This is a genomic window from Acinetobacter sp. WA-87 (assembly GCF_039938935.1).
Lineage (GTDB): Bacteria > Pseudomonadota > Gammaproteobacteria > Pseudomonadales > Moraxellaceae > Acinetobacter > Acinetobacter seifertii.
This window is the reverse complement of sequence record NZ_JBDUVF010000001.1, coordinates 786,669-804,293: the sequence shown is the minus strand read 5'-3', so window position 1 is coordinate 804,293 and position 17,625 is coordinate 786,669. Positions and strand designations below refer to the sequence as shown.

The window sequence follows — 17,625 nt, the reverse complement described above, 5'->3', positions numbered from 1 at the left end:
TTTATGTCTGACTTATTTTTCTGTACTGACCTGAGTCATACGCGGTATTTTTGGTAAGTCTTGTAAAGCAGGGTCAAGCTCATCTTCTTCGGCGTGTACCAGATAATCTACCCGTGAACGGAGCTGTTTAAACTCAGGTGTGCTCATTAAGTCGAGTGAGCGTGGACGCGGCAAATTAACTTCAATAATTTCTTTAATTTCACCAGGATTGGCTTTGAGTGCCACAATTCGGTCTGCCAGTAAAATCGCTTCATCCATGTCATGGGTCACAAAAATAATGGTGATATCAATGTTTTGCCATAAATCCATTAAGTGCTTTTGCATTTTTTGACGGGTGTGAGGGTCTAGTGCACCAAAAGGTTCATCCATGAGTAAAATTTTAGGTTGATTAACCAAAGCTCTAGCTATCGCAACACGCTGTTTCATACCACCAGAAAGTTGGTGTGGATACTGATTTTCATATTTTTCTAAACCAATAATATTAATCCATTCACGTGCTTGAGCTTCGGCTGTCATTTGACTAGCGCCGCGCATTTGCGGACCAAACATCACGTTTTCTTTTACAGTTTTCCACGGAAAAAGGGTATAGCCCTGAAACACCATGCCGCGTTCAGGACATGGGCCCGTAAAGCATTCGCCGTCTACCAAAACTTCTCCACTATGGTACGGGTCTAAACCCGCAATAACACGGCTCAGTGTTGACTTACCGCAGCCAGAAGGACCGATCACACAAATAAATTCTCTTTTATGAATTTTTAAATCAAGCTTATTTAAAACAGTGCGTTCGCTGTGACCATGCTTAAAGACTTGGCTCAGTTGTTTGGCTTCTAAAATCACAGGACGTTCATAAATTTTTTGAAAGTATTCATGTGCGTTAAATGTTGAATCGTTCATTATTTCGCTCCCACTTTCCAAGTGAACATCCGCTCACCTAACTTCATTAATACCCAATCACAAACCAGACCAATCACTCCAATAATCAAAATAGCCGCATAGACGTTGTCAAAGTTTTGATAGCGAGCCTGTTGAGTAATAAACCACGTAATACCCGAGGTTGTACCAATCAACTCTGAAACAATTAAGTAGGTCCAAGCCCAGCCGAGTAACACACGTAAGTCACGGTAAATATCAGGTAAGGCCGCAGGAATCACTACATGAAATAAACTTTTGAGCTTATTGGTACCAAGTGTATAACCAGCTTCAATTAAGCTCCGATCAACCATTCGGGTGGTATTGGCAATAATTAGAATTTGCTGAAAGAGAGTACCAATCACAATAATGGCAATTTTAGGTGCATCATTAATCCCTAAAATTGCTACTGCAAGTGCACCAAAGGCGGGAGCGGGTAAGTAACGGAAAAATTCGACAAACGGTTCTGTTAACAGGGATATACGCTTAGAAAAACCGCACAAAATACCCAGTGGAATCCCAATCAGGGAAGAAATAAAAAACGCTGAAAATACCAGTTTAATGCTGTGCCATAAACTTTGGTGAAACCACGGCGAATCAGGTTGTTCAGGTGGTGTGGTAAAGGCAGTGACCAAAGCCTTAGCGACCTCATGGGGAGCGGGTAAATAAATCGGATTGACCAAAATACCTTGTGGTGGTGCAGAATTTCGATTAACTGCATTTTGTGCTTCGAGATAGAACACATTTTTATCAACGCGACTTCCTACTTGTAAGTAAGCAACACTTCCCGAATTCGTGATTTGTACTTGAGGATGCCAAACAAAAGGTAAGTAACTGATTGCGCACCAAAGACATATTGGAATCACGAAAGAACAAATACTGAGAATCAGCCTGTTCTTTCGCGTAAATTCCTTTGCAACATAACCCATATCGAGAGCTCCCCATTTTGATCAGTATTACGATTTTCATAAAACGTAATATTGTTAAGCAAAATAGGTGCCATCTTTAAGGTGCTTTAGATGAGTTAAGAAGATGAGGGAATTAAAGTTTCATGCAAATAAACCCAATAACATTTTTCGCCTTCTACTTTAATGCAGGCCGTCGAAGTGCGTAATGTTTCGGTTTCATCAGTTTGCTGATGTTCCTGATATTGCACCCAACAATAATTTTCAAATTCGTATAAAGCTGTACTCTTAATAATGTCAATTTTTAATGAAGGTTTCTTTCCAATATTTTGACTAAATAAGCTTTTAACTTCTGCTAAACCAATACTCTGGCCTTGAACCGTAACCATCTTAAAATTTTGATCAAAGCTATCTAAAAGCGGGTTCAGATTTTGCTCTGTATTATTTCCTGTAAATACATTTTCTATTAAAACATGTAGGTCAATGACACTTTGAATGGCTTGATCCATTTGTTTGGACATGGGTTTTCTCCTTTAAAATGGGAATGAGTGAAAGTAAGCAGAGTAAAGCTGCAATTAAAAAAGTATGTTGATAGCGAACCAGATCGCTTGAGCCAGACATCAAGTTATATATCGAAATGAGAACGACAGTACCGATACTAAATGAAACCTGTCGATTAATATTCCAGAGCACACTTCCTTGTAATAAATCTTGGCCTGAAAAATCAATTAATGAGCTAATTTGGGCAATATTGGCACTTAAGCCCCCACCCATACCCATCAATAAATAAGCAATCACTAAAAAGCTCAAAGGACTAGTGTTTGAAATACAAAACAAAAGAAATATGCCAAGGCTATGTAGGGTTATTCCAATAATAAGAAGAGACTTTTTTCCTAACCGTTGATAGAGCAGACCGCCACTAATCATGGCTACGAGTGCCCCAGTTGCATAGAGCAACATCAATAAACCAGTTTGTTTTGCATTAAAGCCAAAGTTAAGCTGTAAATTAAAAATATTGAGTAAATTTACGCCTGTAAAAATACCCGGAACGGCATAATAGACAATAAATGCATGACGTAAATTTTTATTTTTTAATAACTCAAGATTAAGAACAGGACGGGAAATTTTCTTCGCATGTCGAATATAAAAAATAAGCATTCCGGCCGAAAGTAGAAAACTCGTTAGAGCGAATGAGGCGTTGTGGTAATCACTATAGAATGAAAAGGAGAGTAACAAACATAACAGGCTTATATTAAAAAAACCTAAGCCTTTTATGTCTGGTTTTTCACTCGATACATTCTCTGTTTTTTTAATCCATAACCATGCCAGAGCTGCCGCCAGTAAAGAAAAAGGAAGGTTAGATAAGAATACCCATCTCCAATTCAATGAATCAATAATTACGCCACCAATGGCAGGTGAAAAAGCTGGCGCAATCAGAGCAATTGCCATAATTAATGTAGAAATGCGTTGGCGTTCTTGGTTCGGGAAGAATGCATATACGAGAGCTTGCCCGACTGGAATTAATAAACCTCCTGCTACACCTTGAATAAATCGCCAAAAAATTAAACTATAAATCGATTCGCTAAAGCCAATAAAGCAGATGCTTATCGAGAATAACAACATTGAATAACATAATAACTTTTGGTTCCCCAGTTTGGTGGCTAACCATAAACTCATGGGCATAATTAAAATGAGGCCGAGAATATAAGCATTTGTTACCCAAGCGACCATGGATTGGCTAACTGAAAATGATGATGCAATATTAGGCAATGCAATTGCAGACATAAAAATGTTGATGCAATCAATAAAGAACCCAAGTAAAAACACTGTTGCTATTTTATATCGATAAGACATACCTACCTCCGTGCAGGCAGGGTAAGATCCAGCTCTTTTATTGTCGATGCAAGCGAAGTAAAATCATTGTTTGATAATTTTAAACAATTGGCTTAATTGTGCAAAAAAACCTCAAACAAATTACCAGTTTTTTACAAGTCGTTGATTCCGGCTCTTTTACTAAGGCTGCTGAAATTTTAGGCTTAAGCCGATCAATGGTGAGTATTGATATAAAACAATTAGAAAAGCAGCTAAATACAAGCCTATTAATTCGCAACACCCGTAATATTGCATTAACTGAAATTGGCCAGCATTTTTATGAGGATTTTAAACAAATCCAACTTCAGATTGATGAAGCATTTGAACGAAGCCAACACTTGGGTACAAGCATTACAGGCACTTTACGGTTTTCGTCTACTAATGAATTTGGCCAACGTTTCATTTTGCCTTTACTGCCTGAGTTTTGTCGGCTTTACCCAGATTTACGCTTACAGTATTCGTTTAATTCATCTCTTGATGATTTAGTCACTGAAAAATTAGATCTGGTTGTTCGCTTAGGAAATTTAAAAAACTCATCTCTAAAAACTCGGAAAATTGGGGAATATCCCATTTATCTTGTAGCTACTCCTCAATTTATACAAAACCATCCTGTAGAAAATATATCCAATTTGGCAGATGTCCCTTGGATTGGACACACCTTATTAAATTGGCAAGATTCACAATATATTTTGCAAAACAGTTTAGGGGAGCAATATGCATTACCTTTTATTCGAAGTCAGTATGAATCAAATTCGGTAACAGCTATTCATCAAATGGCTCTTTCATCTTTAGGTGTGGCAATTTGTCCTGCATGGTTAGTTGATGAGGATATTCAACAAAATCGCTTAATTCGGTTATTGCCCGAGTTCTCATTACCACTACAAAATATTCAATTACTTTATCCTCACACCTCTAGTTTGCCTGCCAAAACACGTGCCTTGATAGACTTTTTGGTGGCTCATCTTTCGTTTAAGTAAACTAAAATATGTAAGTTGCTGAAGATAAGTTATTTTAAATAAATAGACAATTCTGTCTTTTTTTTATAAAATGTTTTCCATCGAAATGGAGAAATACTTAAAAGCTATTTCGTGTACCACTAGGTTGTGCTTGTACTGACGTGGTATCTAAAAGTTGTGAGGCATTCGACTAAAAAGATGCTTTAAATAAAGCAGCGCAACGCTGACTTAATAATCAGTAAAAGAGTCTGAACGAAATGAAGGTTGAATAGACTTAAAAGTATGAGAAGCATTCAAGAGTTTATTTTGAGATTTTTAAAATATATTAATGCTTATTTAAAAATAAATCTCATAATGCGACTATGCTTAAGATTCAGTATCATTTACCAAGCATATTTTGACTAAAAATAAGTTGATTAGGATTGGAAAATCCAGAGTAAATTAAGTTTTTACAAATATAGATTAACTTTATAAATTAAAATTTTTAGACTATATAAAGTGCAAAATTTATCTTTAGTTAGAATAAATTTTTCGATCTCAATTTTGACATCGATGATAAAAAATGCATCAGAAAATTCTTTTATGTGATAATGGCTTATGTTGATTATGAGTTTATTTTAAAATAAATTAGACAGATTAGTATTGACAAATTTTGTACCTTTATGTACCGAGTGGTTTTTTATGAATAGAGCTGATTTGTTACTAGCCAAACAGAATTAACTTTAATATCATTTATGATTAAATATTCTTAAGAAAATGTTTCATATGCAATAAGAAATTAATAATTAAATAAATTTTAAACAATTTTATTTTTTTATAAAAATGATAAATATCAATTGTTTATTTTTATTTACAAAAATAAACAATATTATTTTTTTGTTAGAATAACTTTATTAAGCTATATTTTATAAGCATCTTAACTATTTACTTTTAGTTTAAGTTGATATGTTTTTTATATAAAATTTGTTTGTTTATATGATAAACTGCGTCTAAATTTTTTGAATAGAAGGTTTTTTGAAAGATTTTTTAATGTTTTAAAGATATTAAATTTTCAATAAAACCTTGAATAAATAAGAAAACAGAGGAATGAAAGTTGTGTTGAAACGAAGTATTTTGATACTTTTTTTGACTGGAAACATTATCGGTCTATCATATGCTCAAGCAGCAGAACAAGAGCCTGTAAAACTTAAAAGAAGTTGTATTAAGAAGAATCCATTAGTAGAAGGTCAAAATGATCCTGAGCTATTGAATATTTTTAAACAAGTTTGTGATAGTGATAATACAACTCAAAAAAATGATTTATTAGCTAAAGCGGCTATGCGGTTTTATCAGACTAATCAACCAGTTAAAGCATTGAATTTAGCAAGTCAATTGCAAAGTCAAAATATACGCGGTTCATTAATAACAGATGTCTTGTTTTTGTCTGGTGTAAGTATTGCAAACACTTCTTTGCAACAAATGCGTAGTCAGGAAATGCGTTATTTAACAAATGACGTTACATATCCTCCAGCAAAGCAGTTAATTGAAAATATTCATACGGCAATGCCAGCACCTGATCCGTCAAGTTTTAAAGCTAGCTCAGAAGGTAGTTCGGCTGATAATGAAAAAAGAAGTTATAGAAAACAAAAAGTAGTGCGTAATCGAGTTTCTACTTCTAGAGTGACAAATAAACATACAGTAACTCCCGCAAAAACATCTACTGTAAAACCAAAAACCGCACCTGTTGCAAGTGTTACTAAATCAAAAAGTTCACCTTTTGACCCTTTAACTAAATAATCTGGGATAGAACCTTATGGCTAAAAGAGAAAGCGTACAAAAGAAGCTTCAACGAATTCGACCTCCTCGTGTTCAACTTACTTATGATGTTGAAATCGGTGATGCGAGAGAAGCGAAAGAACTCCCGTTTGTTGTAGGTGTGATGGGTGATTTTTCTGCGGCATCTGAGCTTGAACGTACAAAGTTAAAAGATAAAAAATTTATTAATGTAGATTTAGACAATATTGATGAAGTAATGGAATCGTTGTCTCCAAGAGCTGCTTTTCAGGTAGATAATACGCTAACTGAAGAGGGTGGGCGAATGGCCGTTGATTTAACATTTAAGTCAATGGAAGATTTTCGTCCAGAAAATGTTGTTCAACAAGTTGATCCATTAAAGAAACTCGTTGAAGCGCGTGAACGTTTAACTGATTTAAGAAACAAAATTTCTAACAGTGAACGTTTAGAAGATTTGCTTGATGAAGTTCTTAAAAATACTGATCAAATTCGTAAATTAAGTGCGGAGGCTGATCATGAATAATACTCAATCAGCAGCGATGCCACTTGTTGAAAATGAAGAAGTTAATCTTTTAGATTCGATTGTTGAGCAAAGTCGTATTGCACGAAATGACGAAGAGCATACGCGTGCTAAAAGTCTAATTGGTGAACTTGCTAAAGAAGTAATGGCTGGAACCATTACTGTTTCTGAAAATATGACTTTATCAATTGATAAGCGTATTGCAGAAATTGATGCACTGATTTCAAGTCAGTTAAGTCAGATTATGCACAATGAACAATTTCAAAAAATTGAGTCAACATGGCGTGGTCTTTATTACTTCTGCCAAGAAACTCCTTCAAATCCGCTCATTAAAATTCGTATGTTAAATACGACAAAGAAAGAGTTGGTAAAAGATTTTCAGGGTGCTACAGATTTTGATCAAAGCACTTTATTTAAGAAAATTTATGAAGAAGAGTACGGCTCTTTTGGTGGTGCACCATACTCAGCATTAATTGGTGATTTTGAGTTTGACCGTACACCATCTGACATGTATTTGCTTGAACAAATTTCTCATGTTGCAGCAGCAGCGCATGCGCCATTTGTTTCAGCAGCTAGCCCAAGCATTTTAGGCCTTGAGTCATTTACAGATATTGATCGTCCTAGAGATGTTTCAAAAATCTTTGAAACGGCTGAATATGTACAATGGCGTTCATTCCGTGATAGTGAAGATTCACGTTATGTTGCATTGACGTTGCCGCATGTTTTAGGTCGTCTTCCATATCATCCAAAAGAAGGTACTGCGACAGAAGGCTTTAATTTTATTGAAGATGTTTCTGGTGAAAACCACAATGAATATTTGTGGATGAACGCAGCTTATGCTTTTGGTACTCGTTTAACAAATGCATTTGATATGCATGGTTGGTGTGCCGCTATTCGTGGTGTTGAAGGTGGTGGTTTGGTCGAAGGTTTGCCAGTCCATACATTTAAAACACAAGATGGTGAAGTCGTATTTAAGTGTCCAACTGAAATCGCAATCACAGATCGCCGTGAAAAAGAGCTAAGCGATCTAGGTTTTATTCCGTTAGTACATTGTAAAAATACAGATTACGCAGCTTTCTTTGGTGCGCAATCAACTCAAAAACCTAAAAAATATGACAACGATACTGCCAATGCAAACTCGGCTTTATCAAGTCAAATTCAGTACATCATGGCTGTTTCACGTATTGCACATTACTTAAAAGCAATGATGCGAGATAAAGTGGGTAGTTTTGCTTCTGCTGGTAATGTAGAAGCATTTTTAAACGAGTGGTTGTCACAGTATGTATTACTTGATGACGGTGCTTCTCAAGAAGCAAAAGCTCAATACCCATTACGTGAAGCGTCTGTAAAAGTTGTAGAAGATCCTGCTCAACCAGGTCACTACAAATCTGTGGTTTTCTTGCGACCACATTTCCAGCTGGATGAGTTGTCGGTTTCTTTACGACTTGTCACTGAGTTACCTCAGTCCTCAAATTAATCAAGGTCAGCTAAAGAATAACTTTAAATTAAAAATAGGAAAGTTCTAAATGAAAGATATATACGTTGAGTTTCGCGGTAAATATAAAGTTGATGGAGAATCTCGTGATTCTGAGCACAAAGGTTGGTTAGAAGTTAACTCTTGGTCTCATAACATTCGTCAACCTAAATCTGCTACTTCAAGTAGCGTAGGTGGCCACACTGCTGAACGTGTTGAACATTCTGACATGGTTTTCGTGAAAGACTTAGATGCTACTAGCCCGAAATTATGGGAAGCATGTTCAGCTGGTTATACATTTGATGAAGTACAAATCGACTTTTATCGTGCAAATGGCGATAAACGTATCAAGTACTTACAAATCAAATTGAAACACGTTCTAGTTTCTAGCGTGACTCCAACTGTTAACGAAGAAGGCGTTCCTACAGAAGCATTTGGCTTGAAATATGCTGCTGTTGAGTGGACTTATAACCAACAAGATATTAACGGTACTGCTAAAGGTGCTGTTACTAAGAAATGGTCACTTTCTAATAATACAGCTTCTTACGCAGCTTAATTATTTAAGTGAATATTTGGTGGAGGCTGACATAAAGTTAGCCTCTGCTGTCTCTAAATATGCTTTGTTGTGAACTCGAATGAACTTAGATCGGCTTTATCCATACGGATTTCGTTCAACTTTATTTGATCGCTTAATTCCAGAAAGTGAAGATTATGCAAAAGGTCTTTCTATTCAGCAATTAAGAGAATCAGTCGCAAACGATTTAGAAGACTTGCTCAATAGTCGGGTAGCAAAGTTAGATCATGTGGTTGATGACTATCCGCTTGTAAAAAAATCGATACTTCAGTTCGGGATTATTGATTTTGTAGGACTCTCTACTGCCAATCCTCTAGACCGAGATAAAATTTGCCAATCCATTGAGCAATCAATAGCAGCTCATGAACCTCGGCTAAGACAAATACGGGTAGAGATGTTGTTAGATGGACATAATATGGGCGCATTATGTTTAAGTATTCAGGCTTATCTAAATATTCACCCTCTATATGAACCTGTTGTATTTGATGCATTGTTAAAACCAACAACGCAGCAGTATGTAATTTCAGCGAGAACTTAAGCGTAGTGGGTGTGTTGTGATAGAAGAGCTTTTACCGTTTTATGAAAAACAATTACAAGAATTTGGTCAGCAATCTCGAGAATTTGCCCAAAAATATCCAAAAATTGCTCAGCGCTTATCTTTAAATCAAGAGCAAATTGATGACCCGCATATTGAACGTCTGATACAGGCTTTTTCGCTGATTGCCGCTAGAATCGATAAAAAACTTACAGACAGTTATGATGTTTTTACTCGTTCTTTATTTGAGGTAATGTTTCCTCAATACTTGCGTCATTTTCCTGCTTGTTCAGTTGTTAGCTTTGAAGATATTAATAAAATTAAACAGCTTACAGAGCCTCATCTTGTACCTGACCATACCGTTTTGAAATCTCGTAGTTTTAAAGGGGTACAGTGTGAGTTTAATACAACTCAAGATGTTAAATTACTACCTATTCATTTAAGTGGTTTAGATTTTAAAACTACACCTAGTGCACATATGCACTTAAACCAAAATGCGACGTTGAGCCTTAAATTTGAAATTTTTAATAGTGCTCATGCATGCTTAATTTATGAGAAGCTTCCTATTTATTTAGATGCTATCTCCAATTTTCCTTTACAAGTACTTGATAGTATTTTTAAAAAAGGAACCAGTTTTGCGGTTAAACATGGTCAAACGATTGTTGAATTGGGTAAGAATCCATTCGAATTAATAGGTTTTTCTGAACAAGAAAGTTTATTACCTCTCGATCAACATACACATCATGCTTATCGCTTGTTGATGGAATATTTTTGTTTCCCAGAAAAGTTTAGCTATCTTAAACTCGATTTAGCTTTCTTAAAGGCTGTACCTCAACAAGTCTCCGAATTTGAGCTATTAATTCATTTTAAATTAAATTTAAACGATCAAGCCGTTGTTAGAAACTATTCTGAATTAAATATTGCAAACTTTAAATTGTTTACTACCCCAGTAATCAACTTATTTGAAAAATATGCGGAACCTCAAAAAATAGTTCATAAGCAACTCGAATATCCACTCGTTACAGACGCTCACCATCCTGAATTTTATCAAGTATATTCAATACTTGAGATGAATATGGTACGTGAAAAAACAAATCAGGAAGAAAGCTATGTTCCAGTTTTACCTTTTTTTGCGATGAGTCATTATCACAATGATACAGCTCGCTTTTTTTACTCAGTGAATTATCAAAAGTTACAGTCTAATTTTGTTGAAATGGGCTATTCCATTATTTCTAAAAATCTAAATCCATTTTCAACACGTTCAGATTTTATTAGCACCAAATTATTATGTTCAAACCGTGACTTACCTCATGAAGCGCTGGGTCAGTCTAATAACGTATTAAATTTAAACGATAGTAGCTTGGCGAGACGTGCCATTGTCTTAAAGCGGCCAACAAAGCCTTATAAGTTTGAACAAGGCCAAAGTGAGCAATGGCGTGTGATTTCGCATCTTTCATTAAATAGCTTAGCGCTTATGAAAGGGGATGCTGTTTCTCATGTTAAAGAGCTGTTGGCTTTATATAACTTACCTCAGTCAAAAGAAAATTATTTAATTATTGAATCAATTAAAAAATTAGAATTTTCACTTACCCATAAACTTGTAGATGGCAAACCATTTCCAATGTTTGTGAGAGGGGTAAAAGCTGAATTACAAATTGATTCATCAGTGTTTAGAGGGCATAGCTTATATATTTTTAGTCAACTATTAAGTCGTGTTTTTAATTTAAAGGTTCAAATTAATAGTTTTGTTGATTTGGTGGTTAAGGATTATTCATCTCAGCAGGAGTTATACCAATGCAGTCAGAACGTTGGTGGCAAGACTCTTCTATAACGGCTGAGTTATTTCAACGCCCTAAATCTTTTGAATTTATTCAAGCAACAAGGTTATTGCGTCATAGCCCAGCTAATGATGCTTCTTCGTCGTGGACTGATCATTTTAAGTTTGAGACCTCATTTAACTTAAACTTTCCGGCCACTGAGATTGAAAGTTTAGAATTAGTAGAAGAGCGTGTTCATTTAACAAACTTGATCGTTGGTCTTACTGGTATACAAGGTGCATTACCTTATACCTATACAAATAAAATTAAGCAGGCTCCACGGCAGCAACGCGCTGAAACTAAAGAGTTTTTTAGTTTATTTAATCATAAGCTGACGAGCCAGTATGTCGAGTCAAGTATTACTTATCACTTGCCTGTGCGATATGAAATAGAAAATAAAAATGATTATTTAGATATTCTGCATGCTTTAAATGGTTATGTTAGATCACAACATCAACAACAAGATTTAGATGAATATTTTGCCGAATTTTCAGGCTTAATGCAGGGGCAAAATAATACTGTTCATGCTTTGAAGACTATGTTGAGTTGTATATTTAAGCATGAAATTACAATTAAAGAGTTCATACAAGAATCATTTAAGTTGGCAAGTGATCAGTTAACAACTTTGGGCGGAAGCCAGCCTAGCTTACTTGGTATAAATACGTTTTGTGGAGAAACGATTCAACAAATTGATGGAAAAATTGAGATTCAGATTGGTCCGCTTAAGCGTCAGCAATATTTAAAGTTTTTACCTCATCAAGAGCTTAGTTTAAAGCTCAAAAAAATTGTAGAAACATGGTGCAGTCCGACTCTATCAATCGATTTAAGACTGATACTGGATGAGTCGGAAATACAACCTGTTCGCCTAACTCAAAGCCAAGAAAGTGGCTTAGGGCAAGGTGCTTTTTTAATGTCTCGCAAGCCTAGTACACATAGCCATGAAACATGTTATAGCCTTATTGGAGAGCAAATATGATTAAAAAAATATTACTCTCATTCATCGCTATTTTTACAATTGTTAGTGGATTGATTATTTTCTACTGGCGTGATGTTCAATATAACCCTGATAAAGGAGATTTTTTCCTTTATTTTCTTTTGTTACCGGCAATCATTACACTGGCGATTTTATCGCCTTGGCTGATTTATAGTGCTTATAAAAGCTATAAAGAAAAGAAAGAGAATGCTGAAAATCAAAGTCAAGATGATGATAGCCAAAAACAAACGACTACACCTGATCAGCCTTTAGAACAGCTAGATTTTCATATTTACTCTGCTTTCGCTATACATGCTTTAGGTGAGAATGAAACGATTATTGAAGAAATACAAGATTTCAAAAGCCCAGAACTTGATGATCAGTTGTTAAATTCTTATGGATTGCCTCTTCTATCTTATCGAATTAAAGATTTAGCTGAGTCGAGTGAAGAGGATTTTCAATACGCAGCTTCACCAAGACAAGTTCGTATTATGTCTTTAATAAGACAGCAACTAGAACAAAATATAGAGAATTTGTATCGCTTGGCTGAACATTTAAAGCGCTCAATTTTATTTTATGAATCTCATCAGATCCGTGAATATCACATGCATCCTGCATGGGTTGATCCAAATTCTGAATATGAAGATATCGAAACCCCTGTAGTTGAAGTACATCGTTTAAATCGTTTGAATTTACATATTCTTCTTCCAGAGGATTTGTTGCATATATGGAATGATGAGCAAAGTAATGATTTGATTTTAGAATTCTTTACTGAAGTTGGCATTATTTCCCAAAAAGTTCATATCGAATATCACTTTTTGGGAGAGCGTGTAGCTTATCAAGAATTTATTCATTTATTAAAACGTATTCAAAAGAAAGAGCATGAAGTGTTTCTCGTGCTTGCTGTTGATTCAGAAATAGATCAAGACCTGATTGATGAAAAGTCTTGGATGGTTAAGGACTATATTCCGGCGGAGTTCGCGGCAAGCTGCCTTATTGCAGATCCCTCTTTAAAAATTGAAGAACTTGAACCTGCTAAAAATTTAAAAATTGTGATGGGTCAAGAAAAAACAGCAAAAGTTCTTAATACGCTGAACTTAAATGAATTACCGCAGTACGTAGGGGAAGAGCCATATGTACTTATTCTTTCAGACCAGACAGATATAAAAGCAGCGAAGCATTTGCAGCAGCAATTTACACAAACTTCTGTTGAACCACATCACTTTATTTATGTGAAATCTTCATTGGGGCATACCCAGCATTTAGTTGATATTTATGGCTTTATGCTCAGTATGCATTTTCCTGAACATATCGTTCCTTTTGTCTTTGGAGAAAATACGGTGTCAGCACATTCCTTTGTGCAGAGTGTCACTGAAAATTCAGAAGATGATGCGATGGTGTTGAATAGCTAATTTAAACTTTAAACTTTGAACTTAGAACGAGAATAGAATGCATACAATTTTAGGCTACTTGTGGCAGTACATCACGAATCCTAAAGCAATTATCGCCTTGTCATTGTTCGTGGCATTGATGTCTTCCTATACTTCAATTCCTCGCCATATATTTTGGGCTTTAGCATCTGCATATGCTTTAGGGCTCATTGTTTATGGAATTTATTGGCTAATTCAGCGCAAGAAGCATGCAGTTCAAGGTGAAGAGCTTGCTGAAGCGATTGAAAAAGATACTCAAGCAGAGTACGGTAAAAATAAAGATAAAGAAGAACTGCAACTTATCAGCCAACAAATGAAAGAATCTATTCAATTGATTCGTAAGTCAAAGTTAGGCGATAAGAAGGGTAATGCAGCACTATATGAATTGCCGTGGTATATGGTTATTGGTAACCCAGCTGCTGGTAAAAGTTCCGCGATCTATAATTCTGGTTTAAAGTTCCCTTTTGAAGAAACCCATCAAAAAATGGTTTCGGCTGGTTTAAGTGGTACCCGTAATTGTGACTGGTTCTTTTCTACAGAGGGTATTTTATTAGATACGGCTGGTCGTTATTCGGTATATAGTGAAGATCATTCAGAGTGGTTGGGTTTTTTAAATATATTAAAGAAGAACCGTTCTAAAGCTCCGGTAAATGGCTTAATTCTTATTGTAAGTATTGCTGAACTGGTGAGCCAAAGCCCTGAACACTCATTGAAACTTGCTAAAAATTTACGTGCTCGTATTCAGGATTTAACCGAGCGTTTAGAAGTTGTAGTGCCTGTTTATTTAGTCTTTTCAAAAATGGATTTGATTGCGGGTTTTACCGAATTTTTCGAGTTCTATGAAGTACAAGAATATAATCAGGCATGGGGTGCAACACTGCCATATGAGCAGAATTCTTCTCATAATGCGGTAGATCTTTTTGAGAAACATTACACTATTCTGTATGACGGTTTAAAAGGGGTAAGTTCAACTCACCTTAGCCGTCGACACTCTCAAAATATCTCACCGAGTGTGATGACTTTCCCATTAGAATTTAAAACATTAAAACCTGCACTCAAAAGTTTTATTGCTACATTGTTTGAAGACAATCCTTACCAGTTCCAGCCAGTTTTCCGTGGTTTCTATTTCACAAGTGCCTTGCAAGAAGGTGTAATAGAAAGTCCAATGACTGAGCAAATTGCACAAGAATTTCAGCTTTCTCAAATTGCTCAAAATGAAGTAAGAGATCAATTAAAAACAACGCCTAACCATGGTTATTTCTTAAAAGGCCTATTTTCAGAAGTCATTTTAAAAGATAAAGATTTAGTTAAACAGCATGTTAATACAGGCAGAAAACGTCAACGCTACATTGCATTTATAGGTGCTTTAGCGGGTGTTTCAATTATTCTGGGAGTATGGGTTTGGTCGTATCGCAATAACCAACAGCTTATTTCTGAAGTTCAAGCTGATTTAAATAAAGTTGTTCAGTTAGAGAAGGGTTCAAGTCAGCAGTTGTCGACTCAATTGGAAGCCTTGCTTATCTTGCAAAGACGTCTACAACAATTAGACGAGTTTGATGAAAATAGACCTCTAAAATTTAGCTTTGGTTTATATCAAGGCAATGAGTTACGTGAAAAATTAAAAGCTGAATATTTAAAAGGCGTTAAACAAATTGTTTTAACACCTACTCAGCAAAATATTGCTCAGTATTTGCAACGTGTAAAAAATAACGAAGCGACTTTAAAAGCTAATCATACTAATGTTGAGATTAAGCAAACTGCTCAAACTCAGCAATATTTAGAGCCGTCAGATACCAATCCACAAGATGCTTATAATGCATTGAAAGCATATTTGATGATGAGTAATCCACAATATATGGATGCAAGTCACTTAAGCGATCAGGTAACGCGTTTCTGGCGTTCTTGGCTGGATGCCAATAAAGGGCAAATGCCACGTGCAGATATGATTCAGGAAGCTGAACAGATCTTATCGTATGCAATGACATTAGCAAATGACAAGCAATTCCCGATTTTGGATGCTGACTCTCAATTAGTTGATCAGACACGTCAAGTCTTGCTCTCTGTGATTAGAGGTATGCCAGCACGTGATCGCGTTTATAACGAAATTAAAATGCGTGCTGCTGTTCGCTTCCCAGCTTTGACAGTAAGTCAAATTGTTGGTGAGGCCAATAAAAATGTTGTATTGGGCAGCTATGCCTTACCAGGTGTATTTACTCAAAAAGCTTGGAATGACTATGTAGAAAAAGCTATCGAGGAGGCAGCAGATAAGCCTACAGATAGTAAGGACTGGGTGCTTAATAGCCGTCAATCTGATGACTTAACTTTCTCGGGTAGCCCAGAGCAAATTAGAAAGCAGCTCACAGCACTTTATAAGCAAGAATATATCGCGGAATGGAGAAAATTCTTAAGTGGTATTCACTATGCAAAAGCAAATCAATTTGCTCAGCAAGTCAAAAACATTGATGTATTAGGTGAGCCACAAAATTCGCCAATTCGTACGCTTATTGAACGTGTAGCTATTGAAACAAATTGGGATAATCCAGTTGTTCAGGCAGAGTTAGCTGCACCTCAAAAAGGATTTGTTGCATGGTTTAAACGTAAGGTCTTAAACCGTGATGATAAACAATTAGCTAACCAAGCAGTTGCTAATGCTCAAGGTGCTATTTCTCAAGAATATCAAATGTTCTATCAGTTGGTTCGTAAGCGTGATGATCAACAAGGTAAATCTTTACTTGATGAATATATGACGAATCTTGCTTTAGTACGTAGTAAGTTTAATGAACTTAAAAATGCGGGTGAGGTTGGACCAAGTGCAATGACATTGGTTAAGCAAACCCTAAATGAGCAGACATCGGTATTTAACCAGACTCAAAAAATTGTAGATGAAAAAATGGCGGTTGGTTTCAGTGAAATTGATCAGCAACTTTTACAAAAATTAGTGGTAAGTCCTCTTACACAAGCCTTTGAAAGTTTAATTACACCTACACAAGATGAAATTAATAAACTTTGGGTTATGCAAGCGTATCAGCCATTTACTACAAATCTTGCTAAGAAATATCCATTTAACTCATCTGCTTCTTTACAAGCAACAAGCAGTGAAATTGGTCAAATTCTTGGTGAAAACGGTAGCATTTCCCGTTTTGTTAAAGAGAGCTTAGACCCATTTGTTATTCGTCGTGGCTATACCTTAACTTCAAAAACATGGAAAGATTTGGGTATTAGTTTAAATCCGCAATTTGTGATGAATTTCCAACGCTATGTTGCACCTACAAATGGTATGGCAACTGGGGAATTAAATAGTCAAGCACCAGCGGCTCCGGCAACCAATCAGTCTAACTTCCAGTTCTACCCAATCCAAAACCCTCAATTGCTTTCATATACCGTTGATATTGATGGTCAGCGTATGACTTATGAAAATGGTGTACAGCAATGGGTTAACTTTATTTGGCCAAATCAAGGCAGTATTCCTGGTGCGCGTATTACAGCTGTAGATTTACAAGGTCAAACGCATACGATTTTTGATGAACCAGGTGAATATGGTATTAACCGCTTAATTGATAGTGCACAGCGTAAAGAGCAGAACGGTGGGTTTGAAATGCTTTGGCGCAGTAAGACGGATCCATCATTGTTTGTGAAAATGAACTTCCGTCTTATTAGTAGTAACTCAGGCAGTATTGGTTCAAGTCGCGGTTACTCTGGTATGCAATTGGTTGACAAAGTTACTGCTGATAAAGCTGCCCGTGTTGTATCGGCGCAGCAAGCACCAGCTCAGGCTGCTGCTCCTACGAAACCTGCAAATCCCGTTGCTGCATTAACACAACCTGCTGCAACTCAACCAGCTGCGGGAGTTAAGCCATGACAGGGAAAATAACCTCAACATTAAAGGA

At 36.0% G+C, this 17,625-nt stretch carries 14 protein-coding genes; 10 read left to right on the top strand and 4 right to left on the bottom strand.

Translation table 11 applies throughout. The features are described from left to right. Nucleotides 1-12: 12 nt before the first annotated feature. From ABFY81_RS03845 to ABFY81_RS03830, 4 genes are all read right to left on the bottom strand, one after another. Nucleotides 13-894 carry an ABC transporter ATP-binding protein gene (locus ABFY81_RS03845; protein ID WP_347913081.1) on the bottom strand — a complete coding sequence of 294 codons (882 nt, stop codon included), beginning with the start codon at nt 892-894 and terminating at the stop codon, nt 13-15. Next, on the bottom strand, nt 894-1,838 hold the full coding sequence (locus ABFY81_RS03840) for an ABC transporter permease (RefSeq protein ID WP_347913080.1): 945 nt from the start codon (nt 1,836-1,838) through the stop codon (nt 894-896). Before ABFY81_RS03840 ends, ABFY81_RS03845 begins: the two co-directional genes overlap by 1 nt. Nucleotides 1,839-1,933: 95 nt before the next feature. After that, nucleotides 1,934-2,335: a hypothetical protein gene (locus ABFY81_RS03835; RefSeq protein WP_347913079.1), complete on the bottom strand. Its 402-nt coding sequence runs from the start codon at nt 2,333-2,335 to the stop codon at nt 1,934-1,936. Then, entirely contained in the window at nt 2,295-3,668 is a 1,374-nt protein-coding gene (locus tag ABFY81_RS03830; RefSeq protein WP_347913078.1) for an MFS transporter, read from the bottom strand. Before ABFY81_RS03830 ends, ABFY81_RS03835 begins: the two co-directional genes overlap by 41 nt. A gap of 98 nt (nt 3,669-3,766) precedes the next feature. On the opposite strand from ABFY81_RS03830, the gene ABFY81_RS03825 reads away from it, so the two are divergent. The 10 genes from ABFY81_RS03825 to tssM all read left to right on the top strand — a co-directional run bounded on the left by ABFY81_RS03825 (nt 3,767) and on the right by tssM (nt 17,597). Further along, on the top strand, nt 3,767-4,663 hold the full coding sequence (locus ABFY81_RS03825; RefSeq protein WP_347913077.1) for a LysR family transcriptional regulator: 897 nt from the start codon (nt 3,767-3,769) through the stop codon (nt 4,661-4,663). A 1,065-nt stretch (nt 4,664-5,728) separates the two neighbouring features. After that, a complete protein-coding gene (locus ABFY81_RS03820; protein WP_068935586.1) occupies nt 5,729-6,418 on the top strand; it encodes a hypothetical protein in 690 nt (229 codons plus the stop codon). Nucleotides 6,419-6,434: 16 nt separating this feature from the next. Beyond that, a complete protein-coding gene (tssB, locus tag ABFY81_RS03815) occupies nt 6,435-6,938 on the top strand; it encodes a type VI secretion system contractile sheath small subunit (protein WP_107973378.1) in 504 nt (167 codons plus the stop codon). Then, complete coding sequence (gene tssC / locus ABFY81_RS03810; RefSeq protein ID WP_004702469.1) at nt 6,931-8,412, top strand: type VI secretion system contractile sheath large subunit; 1,482 nt, start codon at nt 6,931-6,933, stop codon at nt 8,410-8,412. The genes tssB and tssC overlap by 8 nt, the downstream gene beginning before the upstream one ends. 49 nt (nt 8,413-8,461) lie before the next feature. Next, the gene (locus ABFY81_RS03805; RefSeq protein WP_000653195.1) at nt 8,462-8,965 is read left to right on the top strand and encodes a type VI secretion system tube protein Hcp; all 504 of its coding nucleotides are present in this window, start codon (nt 8,462-8,464) and stop codon (nt 8,963-8,965) included. A gap of 79 nt (nt 8,966-9,044) precedes the next feature. Next, nucleotides 9,045-9,521 carry a type VI secretion system baseplate subunit TssE gene (gene tssE / locus ABFY81_RS03800; protein WP_039255167.1) on the top strand — a complete coding sequence of 159 codons (477 nt, stop codon included), beginning with the start codon at nt 9,045-9,047 and terminating at the stop codon, nt 9,519-9,521. Between the two features lie 16 nt (nt 9,522-9,537). Beyond that, entirely contained in the window at nt 9,538-11,349 is a 1,812-nt protein-coding gene (gene tssF, locus ABFY81_RS03795) for a type VI secretion system baseplate subunit TssF (RefSeq protein WP_347913076.1), read from the top strand. Continuing rightward, nucleotides 11,313-12,311 (top strand): type VI secretion system baseplate subunit TssG, encoded by a 999-nt coding sequence (tssG, locus tag ABFY81_RS03790; RefSeq protein WP_347913075.1) that lies wholly within the window; start codon nt 11,313-11,315, stop codon nt 12,309-12,311. The genes tssF and tssG overlap by 37 nt, the downstream gene beginning before the upstream one ends. Continuing rightward, nucleotides 12,308-13,720, top strand: coding sequence for a hypothetical protein (locus ABFY81_RS03785; protein ID WP_347913074.1), 1,413 nt, complete (start codon nt 12,308-12,310; stop codon nt 13,718-13,720). Before tssG ends, ABFY81_RS03785 begins: the two co-directional genes overlap by 4 nt. 37 nt (nt 13,721-13,757) lie before the next feature. Beyond that, nucleotides 13,758-17,597: a type VI secretion system membrane subunit TssM gene (gene tssM, locus ABFY81_RS03780; RefSeq protein WP_288100338.1), complete on the top strand. Its 3,840-nt coding sequence runs from the start codon at nt 13,758-13,760 to the stop codon at nt 17,595-17,597. Nucleotides 17,598-17,625 lie beyond the last annotated feature (28 nt).

Excerpts from the sequence above, each read along its gene's own strand:
- ABFY81_RS03845 (WP_347913081.1), bottom strand. The coding sequence starts at position 894 with ATGAACGATTCAACATTTAACGCACATGAATACTTTCAAAAAATTTAT.
- ABFY81_RS03840 (WP_347913080.1), bottom strand. The coding sequence starts at position 1,838 with ATGGGTTATGTTGCAAAGGAATTTACGCGAAAGAACAGGCTGATTCTC.
- ABFY81_RS03835 (WP_347913079.1), bottom strand. The coding sequence starts at position 2,335 with ATGTCCAAACAAATGGATCAAGCCATTCAAAGTGTCATTGACCTACAT.
- tssG (WP_347913075.1), top strand. The coding sequence starts at position 11,313 with ATGCAGTCAGAACGTTGGTGGCAAGACTCTTCTATAACGGCTGAGTTA.
- ABFY81_RS03830 (WP_347913078.1), bottom strand. The coding sequence starts at position 3,668 with ATGTCTTATCGATATAAAATAGCAACAGTGTTTTTACTTGGGTTCTTT.
- ABFY81_RS03820 (WP_068935586.1), top strand. The coding sequence starts at position 5,729 with ATGAAAGTTGTGTTGAAACGAAGTATTTTGATACTTTTTTTGACTGGA.
- tssC (WP_004702469.1), top strand. The coding sequence starts at position 6,931 with ATGAATAATACTCAATCAGCAGCGATGCCACTTGTTGAAAATGAAGAA.
- tssM (WP_288100338.1), top strand. The coding sequence starts at position 13,758 with ATGCATACAATTTTAGGCTACTTGTGGCAGTACATCACGAATCCTAAA.
- tssB (WP_107973378.1), top strand. The coding sequence starts at position 6,435 with ATGGCTAAAAGAGAAAGCGTACAAAAGAAGCTTCAACGAATTCGACCT.
- tssE (WP_039255167.1), top strand. The coding sequence starts at position 9,045 with ATGAACTTAGATCGGCTTTATCCATACGGATTTCGTTCAACTTTATTT.
- ABFY81_RS03805 (WP_000653195.1), top strand. The coding sequence starts at position 8,462 with ATGAAAGATATATACGTTGAGTTTCGCGGTAAATATAAAGTTGATGGA.
- ABFY81_RS03785 (WP_347913074.1), top strand. The coding sequence starts at position 12,308 with ATGATTAAAAAAATATTACTCTCATTCATCGCTATTTTTACAATTGTT.